Annotated in this window: 20 protein-coding genes; 5 read left to right on the forward strand and 15 right to left on the reverse strand. The window is 70.6% G+C overall.

The genetic code is table 11. The features are described from left to right. Positions 1-147: 147 nt before the first annotated feature. Positions 148-1,347, forward strand: a complete 1,200-nt coding sequence (locus tag VFK57_24925) for a serine hydrolase domain-containing protein (GenBank protein HET7698986.1) — start codon at positions 148-150, stop codon at positions 1,345-1,347. Between the two features lie 12 nt (positions 1,348-1,359). Here the strand turns inward: VFK57_24925 and VFK57_24930 are convergent, their stop codons facing one another. After that, positions 1,360-2,400 carry a dihydroorotate dehydrogenase-like protein gene (locus tag VFK57_24930; protein ID HET7698987.1) on the reverse strand — a complete coding sequence of 347 codons (1,041 nt, stop codon included), beginning with the start codon at positions 2,398-2,400 and terminating at the stop codon, positions 1,360-1,362. 216 nt (positions 2,401-2,616) lie between these two features. Here VFK57_24930 and VFK57_24935 point away from each other — a divergent pair, with 216 nt between their 5' ends. Then, positions 2,617-3,588: a universal stress protein gene (locus VFK57_24935; protein HET7698988.1), complete on the forward strand. Its 972-nt coding sequence runs from the start codon at positions 2,617-2,619 to the stop codon at positions 3,586-3,588. Between the two features lie 18 nt (positions 3,589-3,606). Here the strand turns inward: VFK57_24935 and VFK57_24940 are convergent, their stop codons facing one another. The 4 genes from VFK57_24940 to VFK57_24955 all read right to left on the reverse strand — a co-directional run bounded on the left by VFK57_24940 (position 3,607) and on the right by VFK57_24955 (position 6,111). Then, positions 3,607-4,713 (reverse strand): ATP-binding protein, encoded by a 1,107-nt coding sequence (locus tag VFK57_24940; GenBank protein ID HET7698989.1) that lies wholly within the window; start codon positions 4,711-4,713, stop codon positions 3,607-3,609. Then, a complete protein-coding gene (locus VFK57_24945; protein HET7698990.1) occupies positions 4,698-4,922 on the reverse strand; it encodes a hypothetical protein in 225 nt (74 codons plus the stop codon). The genes VFK57_24940 and VFK57_24945 overlap by 16 nt, the downstream gene beginning before the upstream one ends. Then, on the reverse strand, positions 4,912-5,502 hold the full coding sequence (locus tag VFK57_24950; protein ID HET7698991.1) for a hypothetical protein: 591 nt from the start codon (positions 5,500-5,502) through the stop codon (positions 4,912-4,914). Before VFK57_24950 ends, VFK57_24945 begins: the two co-directional genes overlap by 11 nt. A 90-nt stretch (positions 5,503-5,592) precedes the next feature. Beyond that, complete coding sequence (locus tag VFK57_24955) at positions 5,593-6,111, reverse strand: hypothetical protein (protein ID HET7698992.1); 519 nt, start codon at positions 6,109-6,111, stop codon at positions 5,593-5,595. Between the two features lie 226 nt (positions 6,112-6,337). Between VFK57_24955 and VFK57_24960 the strand changes: the two genes are divergently transcribed. After that, the gene (locus VFK57_24960; GenBank protein HET7698993.1) at positions 6,338-6,673 is read left to right on the forward strand and encodes a hypothetical protein; all 336 of its coding nucleotides are present in this window, start codon (positions 6,338-6,340) and stop codon (positions 6,671-6,673) included. On the opposite strand, the gene VFK57_24965 is transcribed toward VFK57_24960, so the two are convergent. From VFK57_24965 to VFK57_25000, 8 genes are all read right to left on the reverse strand, one after another. After that, positions 6,598-7,512, reverse strand: coding sequence for a CHAD domain-containing protein (locus tag VFK57_24965; GenBank protein ID HET7698994.1), 915 nt, complete (start codon positions 7,510-7,512; stop codon positions 6,598-6,600). The two genes, VFK57_24960 and VFK57_24965, sit on opposite strands and share 76 nt — an antisense overlap. Further along, positions 7,505-8,707, reverse strand: coding sequence for a Na+/H+ antiporter NhaA (locus VFK57_24970; GenBank protein ID HET7698995.1), 1,203 nt, complete (start codon positions 8,705-8,707; stop codon positions 7,505-7,507). The genes VFK57_24965 and VFK57_24970 overlap by 8 nt, the downstream gene beginning before the upstream one ends. Before the next feature lie 17 nt (positions 8,708-8,724). After that, positions 8,725-9,591, reverse strand: coding sequence for a metallophosphoesterase (locus tag VFK57_24975; protein HET7698996.1), 867 nt, complete (start codon positions 9,589-9,591; stop codon positions 8,725-8,727). Then, entirely contained in the window at positions 9,588-11,225 is a 1,638-nt protein-coding gene (locus VFK57_24980; protein HET7698997.1) for a PEP/pyruvate-binding domain-containing protein, read from the reverse strand. The genes VFK57_24975 and VFK57_24980 overlap by 4 nt, the downstream gene beginning before the upstream one ends. Then, on the reverse strand, positions 11,222-13,159 hold the full coding sequence (locus tag VFK57_24985) for a hypothetical protein (GenBank protein HET7698998.1): 1,938 nt from the start codon (positions 13,157-13,159) through the stop codon (positions 11,222-11,224). The genes VFK57_24980 and VFK57_24985 overlap by 4 nt, the downstream gene beginning before the upstream one ends. A 1-nt stretch (position 13,160) precedes the next feature. Continuing rightward, a complete protein-coding gene (locus VFK57_24990) occupies positions 13,161-13,697 on the reverse strand; it encodes a YIP1 family protein (GenBank protein ID HET7698999.1) in 537 nt (178 codons plus the stop codon). Positions 13,698-13,841: 144 nt separating this feature from the next. Next, entirely contained in the window at positions 13,842-14,468 is a 627-nt protein-coding gene (locus VFK57_24995; protein HET7699000.1) for a chemotaxis protein CheB, read from the reverse strand. Continuing rightward, a complete protein-coding gene (locus VFK57_25000) occupies positions 14,465-15,127 on the reverse strand; it encodes a BON domain-containing protein (GenBank protein ID HET7699001.1) in 663 nt (220 codons plus the stop codon). The genes VFK57_24995 and VFK57_25000 overlap by 4 nt, the downstream gene beginning before the upstream one ends. A gap of 218 nt (positions 15,128-15,345) precedes the next feature. On the opposite strand from VFK57_25000, the gene VFK57_25005 reads away from it, so the two are divergent. Both VFK57_25005 and VFK57_25010 read left to right on the forward strand, forming a co-directional pair. Next, entirely contained in the window at positions 15,346-16,467 is a 1,122-nt protein-coding gene (locus tag VFK57_25005; protein HET7699002.1) for an alcohol dehydrogenase catalytic domain-containing protein, read from the forward strand. After that, on the forward strand, positions 16,464-16,943 hold the full coding sequence (locus tag VFK57_25010) for a universal stress protein (protein ID HET7699003.1): 480 nt from the start codon (positions 16,464-16,466) through the stop codon (positions 16,941-16,943). The genes VFK57_25005 and VFK57_25010 overlap by 4 nt, the downstream gene beginning before the upstream one ends. Positions 16,944-17,000: 57 nt before the next feature. Here the strand turns inward: VFK57_25010 and VFK57_25015 are convergent, their stop codons facing one another. Together VFK57_25015 and VFK57_25020 are read right to left on the reverse strand one after the other, a co-directional pair. Next, the gene (locus tag VFK57_25015; GenBank protein ID HET7699004.1) at positions 17,001-19,670 is read right to left on the reverse strand and encodes a GNAT family N-acetyltransferase; all 2,670 of its coding nucleotides are present in this window, start codon (positions 19,668-19,670) and stop codon (positions 17,001-17,003) included. Positions 19,671-19,704: 34 nt separating this feature from the next. After that, positions 19,705-21,072, reverse strand: a complete 1,368-nt coding sequence (locus VFK57_25020) for a sigma-54 dependent transcriptional regulator (GenBank protein ID HET7699005.1) — start codon at positions 21,070-21,072, stop codon at positions 19,705-19,707. Positions 21,073-21,166 lie beyond the last annotated feature (94 nt).

Here is a 21,166-nt window from a genome sequence, read left to right on the forward strand (position 1 = left end):
CGTCAGATTGCCGCGGCGCGCGGCGAAAATTCAGCAGCACGGCGGGATATTCCCCACCGCCGCGGGCGTCGCCCGGACGCCCCGTGCGCCGGTTTCGCCGCGAGGCCGGCGGCAGGGTTCGTGCGTTCTGCAGCCCGAGGGCACATCATGCGAACTGCTGCAGCACACGAGATTGAGGGATCCGTCAGCCGCGGCTTCGAACCCGTGCGGAGGGCGTTCGAAGACAACTTCGCGCGGCGGGCAGAGTTGGGCGGCGCCTGCTGTGTGTATCGCGGCGGGGAGAAGATCGTCGATCTCTGGGGCGGGTCGCGCAACGAACAGACGGGCGAGCCGTGGGAGCGCGACACGATGGTCGTCGTCCACTCCGCGACCAAGGGGCTGGCGGCGATGACGCTGGCGATTGCGCACTCGCGCGGCTGGCTGGACTACGAGGAGCGGGTCGCGGCGTACTGGCCCGAGTTCGCTCAGAACGGCAAGGAACGGATCACGGTGCGGCAGCTCCTCGCGCACCAGGCCGGGCTGTTCGCCTTCGACGAGCCGGTCGATCGCGATGTCGTCGCGGACCTCGATCGCCTGGCGGCGGTGATGGCGAGACACAAGCCGGCGTGGGAGCCGGGGTCGCGACAGGCGTACCATGGCCTCACCCTCGGGTTCTACGAGGGGGAACTGCTCCGCCGCGTCGATCCGCGCCATCGGACGCTCGGTCAGTTCTTCCAGCAGGAGATCGCCGCCCCTCTCGGCGAAGACGTCTACATCCGGCTTCCCGAAGCGATCCCGAACACGCGTCTCGCCACGCTGACCGCGCCCACCCGGATCGAGATGCTCTTCGGCTTCCGGCCGCTGCGGCTCATGGTCGAGGGGTTCAAGCCCCATTCGAACATCCACCGCGCGCTGGCCGTGAATCCGGGCACATCCGTCTATTCCGACCAACGGCGGATCTACGCGCGGAACCTCGAGGTGCCGTCGGGCGGCGCGGTCGGGACGGCGCGCGGCATCGCCCACGCGTATGGCGTCTTCGCCGACGGCGGACGCGAACTGGGACTCCGGCAGGAGACGCTGGACCTGCTGGCGGCGCCGGCCGTTCCCTCGCAGCACGGATTCCATGACGAGTGCATCAAGGGGGAGGTGCAGTTCTCGCTCGGCTTCATGAAGCCGTGCGAGAACTGGCCGTTCGGCGGCCGGCGGGCGTTCGGCTCGCCCGGCGCGGGCGGCCCTCTCGGCTTTGCCGATCCTGACGCCCGCATCGGCTACGCCTATGTGACCAGCCGCATGGGGACGACGTTCACCGGCGATCCGCGAGACGTGGCGCTCAGGGACGCGCTCTACCGCGCGCTGCGTCGTGAATGACGGATCGCGGCGTCACCGCGCCGGGCGCCGCCACTCGTTGAGCGTGCGGATGTAGCTCGCGCGTTCGAAGTTCGCCGGCGCCGCGGCGTTCTGCAGACTCACCCGTCCGCGCACGTCGTCCAGCCGCGCGACGTCGTGGCGCTCCATCCAGGCAGAGAACCCGTTCACGATCGCCGCCAGGAACCCGGGGCCGTGGCGAAGCAGGGCCGAGACGACCTGCACCGCGTGCGCTCCCGCGAGAACGGCCTTGACGCCGTCGTTGGCGCTCTCGACGCCGCCGGTCGCGGCCAGCGACGCGCGAACCCGTCCGTGCAGGATCGCGAGCCAGCGCAGCCGCAGCAGCAGCTCCGATCGGCGCGACAGGGAGAGCGCCGGCGTCGCGGTCAGCGTCCGCAGGTTGATGTCCGGCTGATAGAACCGGTTGAACAGGACGAGCCCGTCGACGCCCGCCTGGTCCAGGCGGCTCGCGAGATTCGCGAACGCGGTGTAGAACGGCGGCAGCTTGAGCGCGAGCGGGATCTTCAGCGTGCTCTTCAGGTCACGCACCGCCTGAACCAGGTCGTTCTCCACGGTCTCGGCGGACACGCTGAACTCGGACAGCACGCGGTAGATGTTCACTTCCAGCGCGTCGGCGCCCGCCTGCTCGAGCTGCACGCCGTATTTCATCCACTGCCCGCGCGACGTGCCGTTGAGCGACGCGATCACCGGAATGCCCACCGCCGCTTTGACCCGGCGGAGGTGCTCCAGATACTCGTCGGGCGCCAACCGGTACTCGCGCGCCGCCGGGAAGGTGTCGATCAGCGGCGCGAAGCCGGCGTCCTCCAACGGATCGACGCCGTGGATCTGACCGCTCTCGGCCTCGGTGATCTGTTCCTCGAACAGCGAATGCAGCACGATGGCGGCGGCGTTGGCGTCTTCGAGGCGCCGGACGTCCCGCAGCTTTGCGCTCAGCGGCGAGGCGCCCGCGATGAAGGGATGCGCAAGCCTGAGCCCCAGATACACGGTCTCCGTCGCGGTGGAGGTGACGATGGCGGGCGGCTGCGAAACGGCCATGGCGGTAATCCCGCCGGTACTCAGGGCAACCACCGTGCCGCACCGATCGCCCGGAGTTTCCGCGGCCGGCGGCGAATTCACGCGTGCCGCCGCGGCCATCGAGCGGGAGAAATTCCCCGCGAACCGGAATATTCATCCAGTGGGTAGACGCGCCGCGCCGGATTGGGCCGAGCGCCGCGGGGCACGTGCGTTGCACAAACGATCGGCGGAGGCGATATGAACGTCCGCCCCTCTATCCTCTGCCCCATCGACTATTCGGAGCCTTCGGCGGGCGCTCTGCACTACGCCGCGGCACTTGCCGAACACTTCGTCACCCGGCTGATCGTCCTCGGAGTCGAAGATCCCCTGCTCACGACGGCGCTCGATCTGGGCTCGGGTGTCCACTGGACGCGCGATCTGTCGGAGCGCGAGATCGGCCGGTTCGTGACCGGCGTGTTCGGCGAAGACGCCGCCGCGCTCCAGATGTGCGAGTACGACGTCGCCGTCGGCAAGCCGCCGGTCGAGATCCTGCGCGTCGCGCGCGAGCGGTCGTGCGATCTCATCGTCATGAGCTCGCACGGGCTCACGGGCGCGCGGAAACTGTTCTTCGGCTCGACCACCGAGCGCGTGCTGCGCGAGACCACCGTGCCGGTGCTCGTGACGCCGCCGCAGAATCCCGGACCGATTCACGTGGAGGACGCCAGACGGCTGCTGCACCGGATCGTGGTCCCGGTCGACCTTTCACCCGCGTCGCTGCATCAGACACAGGTCGCGCGCGGCGTCGCGGAAGCGCTGAACCTCCCCCTTCTGCTGCTGCACGTGATCGAGCCGGTCAGGAGCCGCCTGCTCTCGCGGCATCACCTGCTGGGACTCGATTCGAACCGCCGCGCCCTGGCGGAGGACGGTCTCGAGGAACTGGTCGCCACGCTGCCGCGGAAGCTTCGCCCGGAACCGCTCATCGTCTTCGGCGATCCGGCAGAAGAAGCGGCCAAGGTGGTCCGCGATCGGCAGGCGGGGCTCGTCGTGATGGGGCTGCACGGATCGCCGCTGCTGGGACCGCGGATGGGCTCGGTGACGTACCGGATGCTCTGCCTCACGCCGACGCTCGTGCTCGCGCTCCCGCCCAAGGCGATCGGGCGGCCGAAGACCGACGGCCGTGAGGAGGCCGCGGTCGCGCGAACCGCCGAGGCCGGCGGACCGGATCGTTGACGGGTCGCGATCCGCGCGCTACTGCGTCCGTGACGCCGGCAGGCTGATCTCTGCGATCGTTCCGCCTCCCGGCCGATCCCTGACGGCGATCGTCCCGTCCTGCAGCTCGATCAGCCGCTTGACGATCGCCAGCCCGAGTCCGGTGCCGCTGACGCGGGTCGTGAAGAACGGCTCGAAGATGCGTTCGCGGATCTCGGCCGGGATGCCCGGTCCGCGATCGCAGACCGCGAAACGGCAGACTCCGTCCGCCTCGCTCACGCAGATGCCGACCTCTTTGTTCCCGGCGGCCTGACACGCGTTGATCATCAGGTTCAGCAGCGCGGCGCGCAGCATGTCCGGATCGGCGACGACGCTGATGCGCCCGTCGACGACGACGCCGATCGGAGCGCCGGATCGCCCGGTGCTCGCCTGCGCGGCCAGCGCGACGTCGCGCGCCAACGCTCTCGAGTCGACGCTCTGCCGGCGCGGCGGCTTCGGCCGCGCGTAGAGCAGCAGATCGCTCAGCTTGTCGTTCAGGCTGTCGATGCGCTGGATCATCGCCGTGATGGTGCCGCGATCCCGCACGTCGCAGCGGCCGTCGATGACCTGGAGCGACGCGCGCAAGCCGGCCAGCGGGTTGCGGACTTCGTGCGCCACCACCGCGGCGAGCGCGCCGAGCTGCGCCAGCGAGGCCTGCTCGCGCAGCCGCGCCTCCGCTTCCTTGCGGGCGGTGATTTCGTACCGGATCGAGAGGTACTGCCGCGGCTTGCCCGCCCCGTCCATGAAGGGGACGATGGTGGTCTCGACCCAGTAGAACGATCCGTCCTTGGCCCGATTGCGAATCTCGCCCCGCCAGATGCGCCCGCCCGCGATGGTGCGCCACAGATCGGCCATGAACTCCTTCGGATGGAGGCCGGAGTTGACGACGCGGTGATCCCGGCCGAGCAGCTCCTCGCGCGAGTACTGTGAGATCTCGCAGAACCTGTCGTTCACGTAGGTGATGACGCCGCGGTGATCGGTCGCGGCGACGATCGCCGATTGATCCAGCGCGTAGCGGAGCTCGTCGAGCGTCCGGAGCGATTCGGATATCGCCCGCGCCGCCCCCGCGTCGGCCGTGGCTCGCGGCTCCATCACCGTAGCGAGCATGTGACGACGTGTTCTGCGGCGATGTCCTCGCCGACGCGCTGCAGCAGCCGGCCCAGCGGCCCGCCCGACCCGGCGGCCCGCTTCAGCCGGCAGCTGCCGTCCGCCCGCTGGTACTCGGGACAGATCACGTGATCGACCAGTCCCTCGAAGTCCACGACGCGAGTGACGTGGGCGCCGAGCACCGGGCAGCGGACGTTCTCAATGCGCATCGTGCCGCTCCGTCGTGATCACCGGAATGGCGTCCGGCAGGAAATCGACGATCAGGTTGGCGTCGATGTCGAGCAGCACCAGGGCGCGGTCCATGAATCGGTACTGCAGCCCCGCGGGCAGCGGCGGCAGCGCCGCCAGTACGCCCGGGAGCATCAGCGGCAGCGGCACGTCCGCCGGCCAGCGGGCGTGGACCGCGAGCGCCGGCAGCGGCCCGACCACCTCCTCGCGCACGAGCGCGAGCTGCGCGGCGTAGTCCCCCTCACACCCCTGGCGGATCGCACGCCGCAGTGCATACCCGATCTCCGGCGTGAAGATGTCTCCCTGCTTCGCCGCCCACCGCGCGCTCTTGATGACGGCGGCGAGCGCGTCGGTGCGGCGGCGGATCTCGGCGGGATCGCGAAGCTGCACGAGCGGCAGCACGGTCGTCGCCGCGGCAGACTTGACCTCGACGTACGCGTTCACGCGCCGGGCGAACTCCGCCAGCACCGGCCGATCGGTGTCGGGCGGCTGCTGCACGGGCGCCGGGGCGGCCGCGGCGGCGGCGACGAGAACGATGATGAATGCCTGGAAGTTGGCCATGGGAACCTCCCCGAACGCCTCCTCAGCGTGCGCCTCGCTCTTTCGGTACCTCGACCCAGAACCATCCGCGCAGGTCGCCGGTCGCGAAATTCAGCGCCCGATCCGACGGATACCGCGCGGCGATGGCGGTTCGTATTGCCGGCGCCAGCTTGTCGGCCGGCCCGTGACACGCGGCGCAGACCGGCTGCTCGACGATCGGCCGGAGCAGCCCGACACGGTCGCCGAGATCGACCGCAAAGCCATCCACCCCGGGGCCGTTCGGCCGTCGTATCGCGCGACGATGTCGGCGGCCCAGGGGCGCGGCGCGTTCCGCACGTTGCGCAGGTGCGCGGACGTGCGCCCCGCCTCAATCCCTTCCCGCCGCGAGATGGCGAGTGCGAGGGCCGCGGCTTCGACGTGACAGGACTGCAGCGCGTGCTCCGGCCCGCCATGAGCGATGGCCGCGTTCAACTCGCGCAGCACCGCGGACTGCAGCGACACGATCACGAGATCGCCTCGCTGGATCGCCGGCCTCAGCGCCGCGGGGGCCTCCGCCACCGGATAGACCTGCCGCCCGCCGGCGACGAGACCCGCGGCAAGCGTGGCGGCGAGCAGTGATCCGGTGGACATCATGGAACGCACCTTGTACTGCCCGAGAAGAGCAACGGTCGTACCGCCGCCCTGCGCTCCGGTGGCCGTCGTTCGCCGGGGGGATGTCCGCGGGGGCGCGAAGAATTTCGCACTGTGGGGAAACACTCCCCATCGCCGGAACCGCCCGCCCCCGGCATTGCAGGGGCGCAATCGGGCATCCGATTTGCGGAGGGCCTGGCTGGCTATCAGCGCTCAGGAGGCGTCCATGGATCTCTTCGTCACGCGCGCCGCCACCATCGCTCACGATGTGGAGGCGGCGGGTTCGTCACGGGCATTTCGCTCGGCGGTGCAGGATTTCGAGCGGCTGCTGTCGCGCATAGCGCGCTACCCGTCCGACTTCCTCACCGACGGCGACGCTCACGCCCTGGCGTCGCTCGCCGACATCGTGGTGAATCGCATCGAGGATCGGCTGGACGCGCACGCCGATCGCAGCAAGGTGCAGCTCGAGCTCGCCCGCCGGATCTATCAGGTCCGCCGCGATCTCGAGACCATCTTCGCGGTGGTGCGGACCGCCGACGAGGGTGCCGCCCTGCGCGCCTGAGGGCGCCGCACCAGACGCAGCGCCGCCTGCGCTTCCGCGGCGGCGCGCGTCCGCAGCTCCGACCGATAGTGCCGCAGCAGCCGCAGCGCCGTCGCGGTGTCCCGCCGCGACGCCACCCCTTCTTCGACGAGCAGCCGCTCCAGGATCGTCACGTTGTGCGCGTCGTCGAGGATGCCGTCGAGGACGTCCAGCCGCCGGCGAAGCGCCTGCAGCCCGCGACGATACGGTTCGAGCAGGCGCACGTGCAGCCACAGGCGCGTCGTGCTCCGCCGCCACTCGCGCTCCCGCCGCGGCGTCGGCCGATCGAGCGCCCGGGCGAGCGCCGCCGCCGCCTGCCGCCGGCTCTTCTCGAGCCCGGTCTCGACCGGCACGGTCTGCCGCTCGATCTCCCACGTGCCGATGCGCGCCCGCTCGACCGCCACCGCCGTCTCGGCTCTTTTCAACAGCCGCGTTGCGGCGGCGCTGAGGTCGGCGCGCTCCGCCCGCTGCACGAGGGCGGTCCTGACGGCGTCGAGCGCCGGCCGCGCGTCGCCCGCGTCCGGCCGCGACGCGAGCCGGGCGAGCGTCGCGAGCGCGGTGAACTCGGTCTCGACCGCCGCAAGGCGCCGGTTGAGCGTGCGCAGCCGGCGGTTGCCCTCGTCGAACGCCTCGTCGGTCAGCCGCGGGCGCAGCAGCCGCAGCAGCGCGCGCACCCGGCGGATGCGGCGGCGCGCATCGTGGACCCAGTCGCCGTGGTTCGATCCGGCGCGATGCAGATCGTCCAGCGCCAGCGCCAGCTGATCGTCCGCGAGCCGTGTCGCCTGCTCACCGAGGGCGGGCTGGCGTGACCGGTCATGCATGATGCGCCTCCGAGTGGTGCTTGCGTGAATACCTGCCGAGGCCGAATGCCCGCGCGGCGAGGAGCGCCGCCGGCGCCGCGACCACGGACAGCAGCGCGCCGAGCTTCAGTTCCGCGAGCATCGGGCCCACCGGCACCAGCCCGACGGAGAAGAACAGCGCGAACGTGAAGCCGCTGGACATCGCCAGCGCGATGACGATCATCGCCGGCCAGCCGAGGCGCCGCGGCAGATGGAAGCCGAGTGCGACGGCGACGGCGACGGCGGCGAGAATGCCGACAGGGCGGCCCACCAGCAACGCGGTCAACAGCGCCCAGGTCCCCGTATCGTACCCGCGCAGCATCACGCCGGCGTTCACCAGCCCGAAGGTGAAGAGAATCAACTGGACGGCGACGTTCCACCGCTGCTCGAAATGATGCACGTCGTCGGTGTCGTGCGGATCGGCGAAGAACTCGAGCCGCCGCGGCGCATGCGGCAGCAGCGGCACGATCGGAATCAGCGCCAGCGCCGGATGGATGCGGTTCAGGTACAGGCCCCACCACGCGAGCGGTCCGCAGAGCGCCAGGTACGGCCAGAAGACGTGCACGCGGCGCCGGCGCAGCATCGCCGCCGCCGCGACGGCGGCCAGCACCAGCACGAGACCGGCGGGGTGCGTCTCGACCCCGCGAGGGCGCAGCGCCATCGCGACGACTCCCGCGGCGTCGCTGGCGAGCGCGATCAGCAGGACGAACGGCAGCGCGGCGCTGCGGCGCCAGACGCTCTTGATCACGTAGTACGCGGCGGCGACGTCGACCGCTCCCGCGATCGGCCATCCCTGCCGCAGCACGAGCTGGTGGCTCATGCCGACGTAGATGACATAGGCGCCGTATGCCCCGGCGAGGCCGCCCCCGGCGGCGACCAGCGCCATGCCCCACCGCCGCCAGGTGTGCAGCGCGCCGCCCGGCATCATCGCGTCGTAGACTTCCTGCGCCATCAGCGCGAGGAACAGCGCCATCGCGATCTCGTTCACCGGAAAATCGAGCGCGCGCGCGAAGCGGAAATAGCTCTCCGGACTGACGTTCGCCCAGACCACGGCCAGCGCCGCGCCCAGGGGCAGGAGCAGGAACCGGTCGAAGACGAAACGGGCGATGCGTTCGAGCGGCGCCAGGCGCAGCTCCGGCAGCGTCATCGCCTCCTGCGCTTCGGTGTGGTGTCTCATGACGCACTCTCCGCTGTTCACGTCGTCGGGCGCAGGCGGATGATGCCCGCGTCCACGACCCGGCCCGTTCGCGAGATGGTCTGGAAGAACATCGTGGGTCCGGCGATCTCGACGAGCGTGAAGCTCTGATCCTGATCGAAGGCCGCCGCGGTCATGGCGCTCGGCTCGACGTCGCCGCGCCGCAGCTGCCCGCTGGCGCCCTGGACGAAGTGGGTGATGCCCTTCTGCGGCACCACGCGTTCGTAGATGTGCTCGTGCCCGGCGAAGACGACCGACACCCCGTAGCGCACCAGGATCGGCTCGAGCACGACGCGCAGCTCCACGTTCGAGCCGTGCCGCCCGCCATCCGAATAGAGCGGATGGTGGAAGTAGCAGATCTTCCACTCCTCCGTCGCGTCCCTCAGCGTGTTCTCCAGCCAGCCGACCTGTGCCCGATCGAGGGCGTTCGTATCGAGCACCACGAACCGCACGTTGCCGCGCGCGTAGGTGTAGTACCGCGCGCCGTTCATGTTGAAGCCCTTGTAGGTGCGATTGTCCGGATCGTCGTGGTTGCCGAGCGCGGCGTAGAACGGGAGCCCGGCCTCGAGCAGCGGCGCGTACGGACGCTCGAACTTCTGCACGAAATCCGCGGCCTGCTGGCGCCCGTACATGTTGTCGCCGAGCATGACGACGAACTCGAACGGGAAGCGCGCCCGTGCGGCCGTCATCTGGGCGCCGACTTCGTACTGCGGCCGGTCGCCGGTGCCGTTGTCGCCGATGACGGCGAATCGCACGGATCCCGGGACGAGGGGAAAGCCCGTGTCCTGCGCGGCCGTCCAGGCATGCCCCGCGAGCAGGATCGCGAGCAGCGCGAGGCAGCGTCGAGCGTGCGGCTGGATGGTCATGCCGGTCCCGTCCCTTCTGCTGTGGTCAGCGCTTCCGGAGGCGCCTGCCGGGTGCGCCAGCGCCGCACGAGCGCCAGATCCTCGACCGGCCGTTCCGTCACCACCGGCACGCGGCCGTCGTAGATCACGCCGCTCTCGCCGTCGAGCGTGATCTCGTCTCCTTCGCGGAGGCGGCGGCCGCCGAGCGACCCGCTGCGTCCTCCCTCGTCGCAGCGGAGCGACGCGCAGCCGACGAGACAGACCTTGCCCAGCTGCCGCGCCACGACGGCGGCGTGAGAGGTGCGTCCGCCGAAGGTCGTCAGCACGCCGGCGGCGGCGGCCAGCCCCGCAATGTCGTCGGTGGTCAGCTCCGATCGCAGCAGCACCGTCGGCCGTCCCCCGGGGTCGCGCGTCCGGGCGGCGTCGAAGACGACGGCGCCGGTCGCCACGCCGACGCTCGCCGGGATGGCCTGCGCGATCGGGCGGTCGAGCGGACCCGGCGCGACGACTACCCGCCTGATCGCGTCGAGGTCGTACGGCGCCAGCCGCTCGACCGCTGTGGCTTCGTCGAGCACACCTTCGCGTACGAGGTCGGTGGCGATTCGCAGCGCCGCCCACGGGGTTCGCTTCCCGGGGCGCGTCTGCAGGTAGAACAGGCGCCCGTCGTCGACGGTGAACTCGAGATCCTGCATGTCGCGAAACTCGCGTTCGAGCAGCGAGCGCGCCGACTGCAGCTGCGCCCAGACCGCGGGCAGAAGCGCCGGCAGGCGCGCGCCGCCGGCGACGGGAAGGCGTCCGGCGACGACGTCCTCTCCCTGGCCGTTGGACGCGAAGTCGACGTACAGCCCGGGGTTGCCGGTCGCGGGATCACGCGTGAACGCAACCCCTGATCCCGAGCGCGGACCGCTGTTGCCGAAGACCATGGCCTGAATGAGCACACCGGTGCCGGTCGCGTCGTCCAGGCCGTTCAAGCGCCGGTAGGCGCGCGCGGACGGCGAGGTCCACGACGCGAGCACCGCTGCGACCGCCTCGAGGACCTGCGTGACGCGATCCCGCGGAAGCGGCGCGCCGGTGAGTTCCTCGAACCGGGCGGCGGACGCGCGCGCCAGGCTGCGCATCGAGATCGGATCGAGATCCTGAAGCGTCTCGGCCCCCGCCGCGGCGAGATGCTCGGCGGCGATTCGTTCGAACGGCGCCGCCGGACAGTGCCGCACGCGCTCGGCAAAGGAGCGGATGAACCGCCGGTAGGTGTCCCACGCCAGCCACGGGCTGCCCGTCTGCCGGATGAGTGCGGCGACGGCATCCTCGTTCATGCCGGCGTCGAGCACGGTGCCCAGCATGCCGGGCATCGACTTGGGCGGGCTGGAGCGGATGGACACGACCAGCTGCGTGGGCGCGCCGAGCGCCGTCGACGCGGCGTGCTCCAGGCCGCGCAGCCACGGTGCAATGCGCCGGCGCAGACCGGCAGGCAGCGCGCTCCCGCGCATGAACGCACGCGCGAGATCGGTGGTCAGCGCCAGCGCGGGGGGCACGGGCAGCCCCAGCCGCTGCAAGCGGGCGAGGTTGGCTGCCTTGCCGCCGACGACGGCCGGGTCGAAGGCGGCTGGCGGCATCTGGCCGCCGATGAAGTACGCACGGCACGGGTCGCGGCTCACAGGTGGCCTCCTCCGAGTCCGAGGGCATGGTCGCGAATCGCCGTGGCGCATCGGGCCAGGCCGTCCGCGGCGTCCTCGAGGCAGCGCGCCGCGCCGGTCAACACGTGCAGATCGCGGGATGAGGCACTTCCGTCGAGGAACACCGCGCGGGCGGACCGCTCCGCGGCATCGACGGCGTGCTCCAGCGCCGTGATCCGGTCGACCGCGATCAGCACTTCGTCGACCGCGGCGGGGCCGGCGGCCCGGAGCGCCTTCGCATGCTCGAGCGCGCGGACGTAGTCGCGCGCGCCGGTCCCGACGAGCTCGGCGATCGATCGCAGCGAGGCGATTCCCGCCGGCGGCACGTCGGCGGACGCGAGCGTCAAGACGAAGGCGCACTCTTCCAGCGCGCCGGCGACGGGTTGGGCGCGGTCGAGCAGTTCCTGCAGGGCGGCGTCAGCGGCCGATCGCGCGAGCGTCCGGCTGAAGCCGGCGATCGCGGCATCGGCCCGCTCCTCCCACCGCGCGGCCAGCGCCGCGGTCTGTGCCGCCTTCCCGATCGCGAGACCCTGCTCGCTGCCGAGCGTCTGCTGCAGCCGCTCGATCAGCGCCGAGATCAGCATCGCGTGCTCGGCGACGACTTCGATCAGCTGCTCGGCCGGCGTCGCGAGATGACGCGCCAGCTCGACCTCCACTTGATCGGCGATCAATCGCACGGAGCGGCCCTGGTTCAGGGCGGTGGTGGCGATGCGCAGCACCGACTCGAGGAACGCCGTCGCGGCGTCCGCGCCGATCAGCTCGTCGAGCCGCAGGCCGTAGCGCGTGCGGTTCGGCGCGATGCGATCGAAGACGCTGCTGATCAACTGCGCGCCGCCGGCCTGAAGGAACGCGCGATGGCCGAACTGATTGTCGGCGGCCCATTTCAGCACGCGGACCGCCTCGCGGCGCGAGACGAACCGGCCCAGCTGCTTGCGCGCACGGTTCCAGTCGATCAGGAACACCAGGCGCGAGGCGACGAAGGTCAGGAACTGCTCCAGCTCCGCCTGTCCCGGTGCGGCGAAGTCGCCGACGATCGTTTCGAGCTCGTCGGTGCGCGACAGCGGACCCTCGCGCCACTCGACGCCGTACGGCGAGAGCGTCTCCTGCAGGAAGAGCAGACGCTTGCGGTGGACATCCGCATACGTCAGCCCGGCGGTCAGCCCGGCGACCCGGATGACGATCACGTGCCCGTCGGTCGTGCCCAGATCGTTCTGGATCGACAGCGCGTCGCGCGATCGCGCGGCGGTGGTGCCGAGGCCGGGATGATCGAACTTCAGCCCCGCGGTGGCGTTCAGCCCTTTCATGAACGCCGCGATGAGCGGACGATCCTGCGGGGCGACGCCGAGCACCCGCGCGCCGTCGATCGACTCGACGGCGACGCTGGCGAGCAGCGCGTTCAGCTCCTTGTGCACGTCCATGACCAGCCGATGGAAGGTCTCGTCGCCGACGCGGGTCAGCGCTTCGATCGCGCGAACGTCGACCTGGTCCTCCTGCCAGACCGGCGCTTCGGCGGCGCACGCCTCGAGACGGCGGACATACGAGTCCAGCCGCGTGTGCCCCGGGTATTCGGGAGGCGCGGCGCGCAGCGGTTCGAGCATGCGCCGCATATCGGCGAAGAGGGCCGCGCGAACGCGCTCGGCCCCGGGAAACACCAGCAGCGTGTCGGACAGGCTCTGACTGAGCGCGACGGCTTCGTCGAGCGCCGCGTCGGTGACGCCGGCGGCGGCGCGCGCTGCGCGCAGGTCGGGCACGGCCGCAAACGGCCGCCCGGCGTGCGCCGCGACCGCCTGCAGGAGCGTGAGGTAGTACTTGATCCGATCGTTGGCCGCCAGCCCGCCGCGGATCAGATCCGCCAGCTGCAGCGGCCCATCGGCAAGGGTGTCGTCGATCGAGTCGAGTCGTGGGGTCGGAGTCACGTCATCCTCCGGAGACGGCGACTGCGAGCGTGGCGGCGATGGCCAGCGGCAATCCCCACCCGACCAGGCAGACGGCAATCGCGCGGCCCGTGCTGTTGAAGTCGAGCGCCTGCCTGACGGCGACGACGCTCGCGGCTATGGTCCACGCGAGCGCCAGGACCGCCGTGGCGATCGGCGCGGGGCTGAACAGGCCGAACACCTGGATGACTCCGGGTGCTGCCGCGAATCCCAGGGTGCGCAGCAGCTCGCCGGCGTCGGCGCGGGTGCCGTCCACCGGCAGCAGCCGCGACCCGACGTGGAACGTCACCACCGCGAACGTCGCCCACGTCGCGAGCGCCAGCACGCTCGCAAGCGCGGCGAACGACAACGTGGCCGCCACGCCGCGCGCGCCGTTCAGGCCGATTCCCGCGGCGATGCTCGAGAGCAGGACGACACCCAGGGCCTGCTTGGTGGCGCTGCGGTCGGCTTCGACTTCTTCGTAGGTGGCGGCATCCAGCATGGCGGCGCCGGCGAGACGGCGCAGGAAGGTGACCAGCATGTCAATCTCCTGCGTCAGCAATCAGCACGGAGCGTGCCCGGTGCCGTCTTCGCCGCGTCCCCGGCGGATTCGGGCGGGCGCGGTATGGGTCGTCGATTTTTCCCCGGTGGTGGTGATTCTTCCGCGGCGCGCCCAGGCGTCACGTCATGCGATTCCTCCGGAAACGGCGGGAACGGCCTCGCCGCGGACGAGGTGGGCGATTGCGGGGGCGATGGCGTCGATCGGAAGCACGTAGTCGACGGCGCCGGATGCGATCGCGGAGCGCGGCATGCTCCAGTGCTCCGCGGTGGCCGGGTCCTGCGCGATCACCACGCCGCCGCAGGCCTTCACTTCCTGCACGCCGTCCGTCGCATCGCTGCCGCCGCCGGTGAGGACCACGGCGATGAAGCGCCCCTCGAAGACCCTCGCCGCGGACGCGAACAGCGGATTGGCGGACGAGCGGACGAACTTGATCTTGGTGCCGTCCCGGTACTCGAAGGTCCGGTCGGGACTGACGATCAGGTGTCGGTCAGGACGCGCGAGATAGATCTGCCCGGTACGAAGCGGTTCGCCTGCCGCGGCGAGACGTATCTGCCAGGGTGTGCCGCGGGTCAGCACGGCGCCCATGCCGTCCTGGCGGATGGGCGACCGGTGCTGCAGCAGCACGACCGCGGCAGGCAGATCGAGCGGCAGCGCCGCGAGGATCGTGCGGATCGCGCCGATGCCGCCGGCGGACGCGGCGATGCCGACGAGCCAGTCGGGGCGGCGCTCATCCGCCGGTATTCCGCTCACGGCACCACGTCGATGCGGTTGTCCACGCTCGAGACGCCGGGCGCCGACCACGCGGCATGCATCGCGTCGTAGCGTTCGCGCCACGAGCGGACGTTGCCGGTCAGGATCACCCGCCCGCCCTCGGCGGTGACGTGAATGCGGCGCGCCTCCAGGTCGGCATAGCGATGCAGCGCGTCGGCGATGCGCTTCTCGACGTCGCGGGGGGAGGTCCGCGGCTTGATCTCGATCTTGTTGGCGACGCCGCGCACGCCGCGCAGGTAGCGCACGGCGCGTTCCGCCGCCAGCTTCTGGAACATCCACTCGACCTCTCCGGTGAGCGTCAGGTGGCCGTTGCGCACCGTGACGCCGATGCCCAGCGGAACGTCGACGCGCTTCTTCAGCGCGTCCAGCGCTTCGCGCGCCAGGTCCGGATCGATGTGGTCGTGCGCCAGCTTGACCTCGAGCTCGTTGGCGATCCCGCGCACGCCGTAGACGCGCCGCACCGCGCGCTCCGCCGCCAGCTTGGCGCTGTAGGTGTCGACGAACCCCGACAGCGTCACGACGCCGTCCTCGGCCGAGACGCCGACCAGCGATTCGTCGAACGAGGGCTCCCACGCGAGCTGGCGGATCACCGCTTCGCGCAGGATCTGATCCTTGGTGGAGATGGCTGTAATACGCATGGCATTCCCCTTCGTCCGGCTCGCACGGCAAGCCGCGTACCGGCGGCGCCGGCCGTGCGGGTCCGGGCGCGTCGCCGCAGCAGGCGCGGAAAGTTTCGCGCCGGTGCGGATTGATCCGCGCGGCGCCGAGGCCCGCGCGGGCAGATCGCCGTCTTTCATGGGGGGCGTGTCCGGCACTCCGATTGCTCTCTGTCGCATGAACTCGAACAAGGCCGGACATGGACACGATGAAAGCGGTGCTGTTTCGTGGCGTCAATGACATCCGCGTCGAGGAGGTCGCCCGGCCGCGGCCCCGCGCCGGAGAAGCGGTCATCCGCATCACCGCCACGACCATCTGCGGGACCGACGTCCACATCGTAAAAGGGGAGTACCCCGTCAGGCCCGGCCTCATTCTCGGACACGAGCCCGTCGGCGTGATCGCAGAGCTCGGCGAAGGACTCAGCGACGACTACACGGTCGGACAGCGGGTCATCGCCGGGGCGATTACGCCGTGCGGGCAGTGCTTCTATTGTCTCAACGGCGCCCATTCGCAGTGTCGCGGCGCGCTCGGCGGCTGGCGTTTCGGCAACACCATCGATGGTGCGTGGGCCGAATACCTGCTGGTGCCGGATGCGCGGGCCAATCTCGCGGTCGTGCCGGGGGAGCTCACCGACGACCAGGTGCTGATGCTCCCCGATATCGCCTCGACCGGCATCGCCGGCGCCGAGAGCGGTCAGGTACGGCTCGGCGACAGCGTCGCAGTGTTCGCGCAGGGGCCGATCGGCCTGTGCGCCACGCTCGGCGCCAGACTGCGGGGCGCCGGCCTCATCATCGCCGTGGATCCGATCGCCGCGCGGCGCGACATGGCGCTCAAGTTCGGGGCCTCGGTCGTCATCGATCCCGGCTGCGTGGACGCCGTCGACGCGATTCGCGGACTGACGGACGGCCGCGGTGCGGACGTGGCGATCGAGGCCCTGGGGCGTCAGCAGACCTTCGAAGCGGCGCTGCGCTCCGTGCGCCCCGGCGGCACGGTCTCGAGTCTGGGCGTCTACTCGGGCAAGCTGGTCGCCCCCTACGACGCCCTGCACGCAGGTTTGGGTGATCAGCGCATCGTCACGACGCTGTGTCCTGGCGGCAAGGAACGCATGCGGCGCCTCCTCCGGATGGTGCAGCATGAGCGCGTCGATCTGACGCCGCTGATCACCCATCACTTCTCCCTCGAGCAGCTCCCCGACGCCTACGAGCTGTTCAGCCGTCAGGCCGACGGCGTCATGAAAGTGGCGATCCACCCAACCGCGCCGGACGCGCCGCACACGCCGTCCCGCGCCGCGGCCGCCGTGGCAGCCGGAGAACGACGATGACCGACTTGAACAAGATCCTGGTGCCGACCGACTTCAGCGATGCATCCGCCGCCGCCCTCAAGTACGCCTGCGGGCTGGCCGACGCGCTGCACGCCGAGCTGAGCGTGCTGCACGTCGTCGAGAACCCCTATCCGCTCGGCGCCTACACCGAGTTCTACACGCCGCCCGTGGAGTTCTTCGAGCGCCGCGAGCGGCAGGCGCGCGAACAGCTCGATGCGCAGCTCACGCCGGAACAGAAGGAGCGCTATCACGCCTCGATGGTGCTGCGCCACGGCGAGCCGGTGCGCGAGATCCTGCAGTACCTGCACGAGCACGGCGCCGTTCACATGATCGTGATGGCGACCCACGGCCGCGGCGGTGTGGCGCGGCTGATGATGGGCAGCGTCGCCGACAAGATGGTGCGGATGGCCCCCTGCCCCGTCGTCACCGTCAGAGTGCCGGAAGTCCACGCGCCGGAATCGACTCGCGCCGCATAGTCCGACTGCATGAGACGTGAGACGTGCGGCCGGCGCACGTCTCACCCCCCGCCCCCGTCAGTACTCCACCCTCCGGCCGTGCTTCGCCGCAGTGGCGGCGCCGATCCGCACCCGAACGTCGGCGGCGCAGGCTCCTGTGGGAAGGACGATCACCGGGTTGAGATCGAGCTCCTGGATTTCCGGCGCGATTCCCACGATCTCCGAGACGCGCAGCAACACCTCGCGCAGGGCCTGTTCGTCGGCGGGCGGCGATCCCCGGTAGCCGCGCAGCAGCGTGGCGCCGCGAAGCTCGCCGATCATGTCGGCGGCATCCGTCGCCGTCAGCGGGTGCAGGCGGAACGAGGTGTCGGCGAGCACGTCGACCATGACGCCCCCCGTCCCGCACGCGATCAGCGCGCCGAACAACGGGTCCTGCAGCGCGCCGACGATCATCTCTGCACCTGACGCGACCATCCGCTGCACGAGAACGGATGTCATGTCGGAGCCGAGGCGGGTCGCCAAGTCCGCGTACGCCGCCTCTACCCCGGCGGCATCGGTGAGATTGAGCGTGACGCCCTTGCGTTCGGTCTTGTGCAGCAGCGCCGGGCCGAGCGCTTTCAGAACGACGGGATATCCCATCCGCGACGCCGCCTCGACGGCCCCGGCGGGGCTGGTGACGACCCGAGATGCGGGGATGGCAATGCCCGCAGCCGTCAACAGCGCCTGCGCTTCCTCCGCCGAGAGCCAGCCCGGCCCCCGCGCGCCCGCCCCCTCGACGATGCGGCGGATGGCATCGCGGTCGAACCGCTCGAGCGCGGGCGCGGGCAGGATCGGCGTCTCCCGCCACTTCCCGTACGCGGTCACGCGGGCGAGCGCGAGGGCGGCCGACTCGGGAAACGCATACGACGGGATCGGCGCCAGCGATGCCGGCGCCCCCTCGGCGCGCATGAACACGCCGAGCACCGGCTTGTCGTGATGATCCGCCGCCGCGGCGGTGAGCGCGCCGGCGACCGCCTGCGGCTCGGTGACCAGCGGCGGAATGAAGATCGCGATCACGCTGTCGATCGCGGCGTCCCGCAGAATCGCCCCGAGCGCACGGCCGAAGTGCTCCGGCGTCGCCGAAGCCAGCAGATCGACCGGATTGTTCACGCTCGCCGCCGCGGGCAGGAACGATCGCAGTTCCAAACGCGTCGCCTCGCTCAAGGAGGGCAGCTCCAGCCCGTTCGCCTCGCAGGCGTCCGCCGCCAGGATGCCCGGACCGCCGGCGTTGGTGAGAATCGCGACGCGCGCGCCGCGGGGAACCGGCTGGTGCGACAGGAGCGCGGCCACGTCGAACATCTCTTCGAGGCGCTCCGTTCGAATGACGCCGGCCTGGCGGAACAGCGCGTCGACGACGACGTCGTTCGAGGCGAGCGCGCCGGTGTGCGACGCGGCCGCCCGGGACCCGGCGGTCGATCGGCCGGCCTTCACGGCCACGATCGGTTTCGTCCGCCCCACCCGGCGGGCGATCTCGGCGAACTTCTTGGGATTCCCGAAGCTCTCCAGATACAGCAGGATCACCGACGTGTGAGGATCCTCGGCCCAGTACTGGATGAGGTCGTTGCCGGACACGTCCGCCTTGTTGCCGACCGACACGAAGCTCGAGATCCCGATGTCGAGCCGCCGGGCGTAGTCGAGAATGGCGAGCCCCAGCGCGCCGCTCTGCGTCGACATCGCCACCGTGCCGCGCGGCGGGTAGACCGGCGAGAAGGTAGCGTTGAGCCGCACCGACGGATCCGTGTTGAGCAGCCCCATGCAGTTGGGGCCGATGAGCCGGCAGCCGGCGCGTCTCACCTTCTCCAGCAGCAGCGCTTCGCGGGCGCGTCCTTCCGTCCCGCACTCGCTGAAGCCGGCGCTGATCACGCAGATCGCGCGGACGCTCTTGGCGATGCAGTCGTCGACCGTGTCGAGCACGCGCCCGGCCGGGACGACGACGATCGCGAGATCGACCGGGCCCGGAATGTCGGTGACGCGCGGGTACGCTCTCCGGCCGGCGATCTCCTCCGCGGTCGGGTGGACCGGCACGATCGTCCCGGTGAACCCGGCCTCGACCAGGTTGTTCAGGATCTCCGATCCGATCCGTCCGCGCTGCCGGTTCGCGCCGATCACGGCCACGACCTGCGGCTCGAAGAAGGCGCGCATCGATGCCGCCGCGGCGTTCTGCGACCGGACAGCGGAATGCTCCACGAACTCGTCCGTGATCGCGAGAGACAGCGCGAAGTGCCAGGTCCCCGCCTGGAACGACACGGTGGCCGCCAGTCCCGAGTCGCGGAACACCTGCAGCATCTGCCCGTTGTCGCCGAGGACGTAGGCGTCGAACGTCTCGATCCCTTCCCGCCGCGCCAGGTTCGCCAGCTGCTCGAGCAGCCGGGTGCCGATGCCGTGCCCCTGGAACCCGTCGGCCACCGCGAACGACACTTCGGCGCGGGTCGACGGCCGCTGGACCTGGTGCCAGGTCGCGAATCCCACGATCCGCCCGCCCGACTCCGCGACCAGCGTCGTCGCCGGACAACCGTCGAGTCCGATCAAGGCGCGGATGCGCGGTTCGGTGAGCTGCGGGATGCCGTGGAAGCGGTAGTACAGACTCTGGGGGGACAGCGACTGCAGGAACGTCAGCAGGGGTTGCACGTCTCCGTCGGCGGCGCGCCGCACGGCGATCGTGGATCCGTCACGCAGCACGACGTCCGTGCCGCTCTCGGTGGTAATCATTCGCGGGTCCGTCCTTTTCGCCGGAGCGGCGAGATCAGCGCGAGCCGACCGGCGCCAGATTGAATTTCTCGATCCGATAGCGGATCTGATCGCGATTCAGCCCGAGGAAGGTGCCGGCCTTGGTCTGATTGCCGCCGCTGCGCTTGAGCGCCTGCACCACGAGGCTGCGCTCGAGCTCTTCGAGATCCACCCCTCCCGCCGGCAGCTCGAACTCGCTGGCGACGCTCGCGGCGGTCGCCGACAGCGTGAAGTCGTGCGCGTCGAGGCGGGTGCCGTCCGACAGCAGCATCGCGCGCTCGATGACGTTGCGCAGCTCGCGCACGTTGCCCGGCCAGCCGTACCCGCGCAGCAGTGCATGCGCGGCGGTGGTCGCGCCCTGCACACGCTTCTTCAGCTCGGCGTTGAAGCCGTCGATGAAGTAGTCGACCAGCAGCGGAATGTCGTCCGGCCGCGACCGCAGGGGCGGCAGCTCGATCGGCAGCACGTTCAGCCGGAAGAACAGGTCGGCGCGGAAGCGGTGGCGGCTGACTTCCTCCTCGAGGTTGCGGTTGGTGGCCGCGATCACCCGCACGTCGACGCGGATATCCTGCGCGCCGCCGACGCGCTTGAAGCTCTTCTCCTCGAGGAACCGCAGCAGCTTCGCCTGCAGGCCCGCCGACATCTCGCCGATTTCGTCGAGGAAGACGGTGCCGCCGTCCGCGATCTCCAGCAGCCCCTTCTTCTGCAGCCGGGCGTCGGTGAAGGCGCCGCGCTCGTGGCCGAACAGCTCGCTCTCCAGGAGCTGTTCGGGCAGCGCGGAACAGGTGATGTTCATGAACGGCCGGGACGCCCGCGCGCTCGCGTAGTGGATGATCTTGGCGACCAGATCCTTGCCGGTGCCGCTCTCGCCGGTGAGCAGGACGGTCGATGCCGGGCTCGCCGCGACCCGCCCGACCAGCGAGCGCAGCGCGCGCATCTCCGGCGATTCCCCGACCAGCCGCTGCAGGCTGTACGGCCGCGCCGCATTGGTGCGGTACTGCCGGACCTCGCGCCGCAGCCGCGTCGTCTCCAGCGCGCGCTCGACCATCGCCGCGACCTCGTCGAGGTTGAACGGCTTGTGAGCGAAATGATAGGCGCCCTGCTTCATCGCCTCGACGGCAGTGTCGACGTTGGCATAGGCGGTGAGCATCACGATCAGGATGTCCTGGTCGAATTCCTTGATCTTGCGGAGGACGCTCACGCCATCGGTATCCGGCAGCCGGTAATCGAGCAGCACGAGGTCGATCCCCTCGGCCAGTTTCTCGAGCGCCTCCTCGCCGGTGCCCGCTTCCAGCACGCAATACCCGTCGGAGGTCAGCCGTTCCCGCAGCGACCAGCGAATCAGCGCCTCATCATCGACGACGAGAATGTTGGCTTTCGACATGACTCACCCGGGCCTCAGTGCAGGCAGGATGCCGGGGCTGGATCCGCGGATTCCGGCCAATTTTCGCCAATCGCCCCTGGGTCATGCGGATTTT

Source organism: Vicinamibacterales bacterium (genome assembly GCA_035699745.1).
In the GTDB taxonomy this organism is placed as follows: Bacteria; Acidobacteriota; Vicinamibacteria; order Vicinamibacterales; family 2-12-FULL-66-21; genus JAICSD01.

What these genes read in the sequence shown, in the direction of transcription:
- VFK57_25020 (HET7699005.1), bottom strand. Translation starts at nt 21,072, where the DNA reads ATGTCGAAAGCCAACATTCTCGTCGTCGATGATGAGGCGCTGATTCGC.
- VFK57_25000 (HET7699001.1), bottom strand. Translation starts at nt 15,127, where the DNA reads ATGCGTATTACAGCCATCTCCACCAAGGATCAGATCCTGCGCGAAGCG.
- VFK57_24975 (HET7698996.1), bottom strand. Translation starts at nt 9,591, where the DNA reads ATGACCATCCAGCCGCACGCTCGACGCTGCCTCGCGCTGCTCGCGATC.
- VFK57_25010 (HET7699003.1), top strand. Translation starts at nt 16,464, where the DNA reads ATGACCGACTTGAACAAGATCCTGGTGCCGACCGACTTCAGCGATGCA.
- VFK57_25015 (HET7699004.1), bottom strand. Translation starts at nt 19,670, where the DNA reads ATGATTACCACCGAGAGCGGCACGGACGTCGTGCTGCGTGACGGATCC.
- VFK57_24965 (HET7698994.1), bottom strand. Translation starts at nt 7,512, where the DNA reads ATGCATGACCGGTCACGCCAGCCCGCCCTCGGTGAGCAGGCGACACGG.
- VFK57_24930 (HET7698987.1), bottom strand. Translation starts at nt 2,400, where the DNA reads ATGGCCGTTTCGCAGCCGCCCGCCATCGTCACCTCCACCGCGACGGAG.
- VFK57_24990 (HET7698999.1), bottom strand. Translation starts at nt 13,697, where the DNA reads ATGCTGGTCACCTTCCTGCGCCGTCTCGCCGGCGCCGCCATGCTGGAT.
- VFK57_24940 (HET7698989.1), bottom strand. Translation starts at nt 4,713, where the DNA reads ATGCTCGCTACGGTGATGGAGCCGCGAGCCACGGCCGACGCGGGGGCG.
- VFK57_24955 (HET7698992.1), bottom strand. Translation starts at nt 6,111, where the DNA reads ATGTCCACCGGATCACTGCTCGCCGCCACGCTTGCCGCGGGTCTCGTC.
- VFK57_24925 (HET7698986.1), top strand. Translation starts at nt 148, where the DNA reads ATGCGAACTGCTGCAGCACACGAGATTGAGGGATCCGTCAGCCGCGGC.
- VFK57_24970 (HET7698995.1), bottom strand. Translation starts at nt 8,707, where the DNA reads ATGAGACACCACACCGAAGCGCAGGAGGCGATGACGCTGCCGGAGCTG.
- VFK57_24960 (HET7698993.1), top strand. Translation starts at nt 6,338, where the DNA reads ATGGATCTCTTCGTCACGCGCGCCGCCACCATCGCTCACGATGTGGAG.
- VFK57_24935 (HET7698988.1), top strand. Translation starts at nt 2,617, where the DNA reads ATGAACGTCCGCCCCTCTATCCTCTGCCCCATCGACTATTCGGAGCCT.
- VFK57_24945 (HET7698990.1), bottom strand. Translation starts at nt 4,922, where the DNA reads ATGCGCATTGAGAACGTCCGCTGCCCGGTGCTCGGCGCCCACGTCACT.
- VFK57_25005 (HET7699002.1), top strand. Translation starts at nt 15,346, where the DNA reads ATGGACACGATGAAAGCGGTGCTGTTTCGTGGCGTCAATGACATCCGC.
- VFK57_24950 (HET7698991.1), bottom strand. Translation starts at nt 5,502, where the DNA reads ATGGCCAACTTCCAGGCATTCATCATCGTTCTCGTCGCCGCCGCCGCG.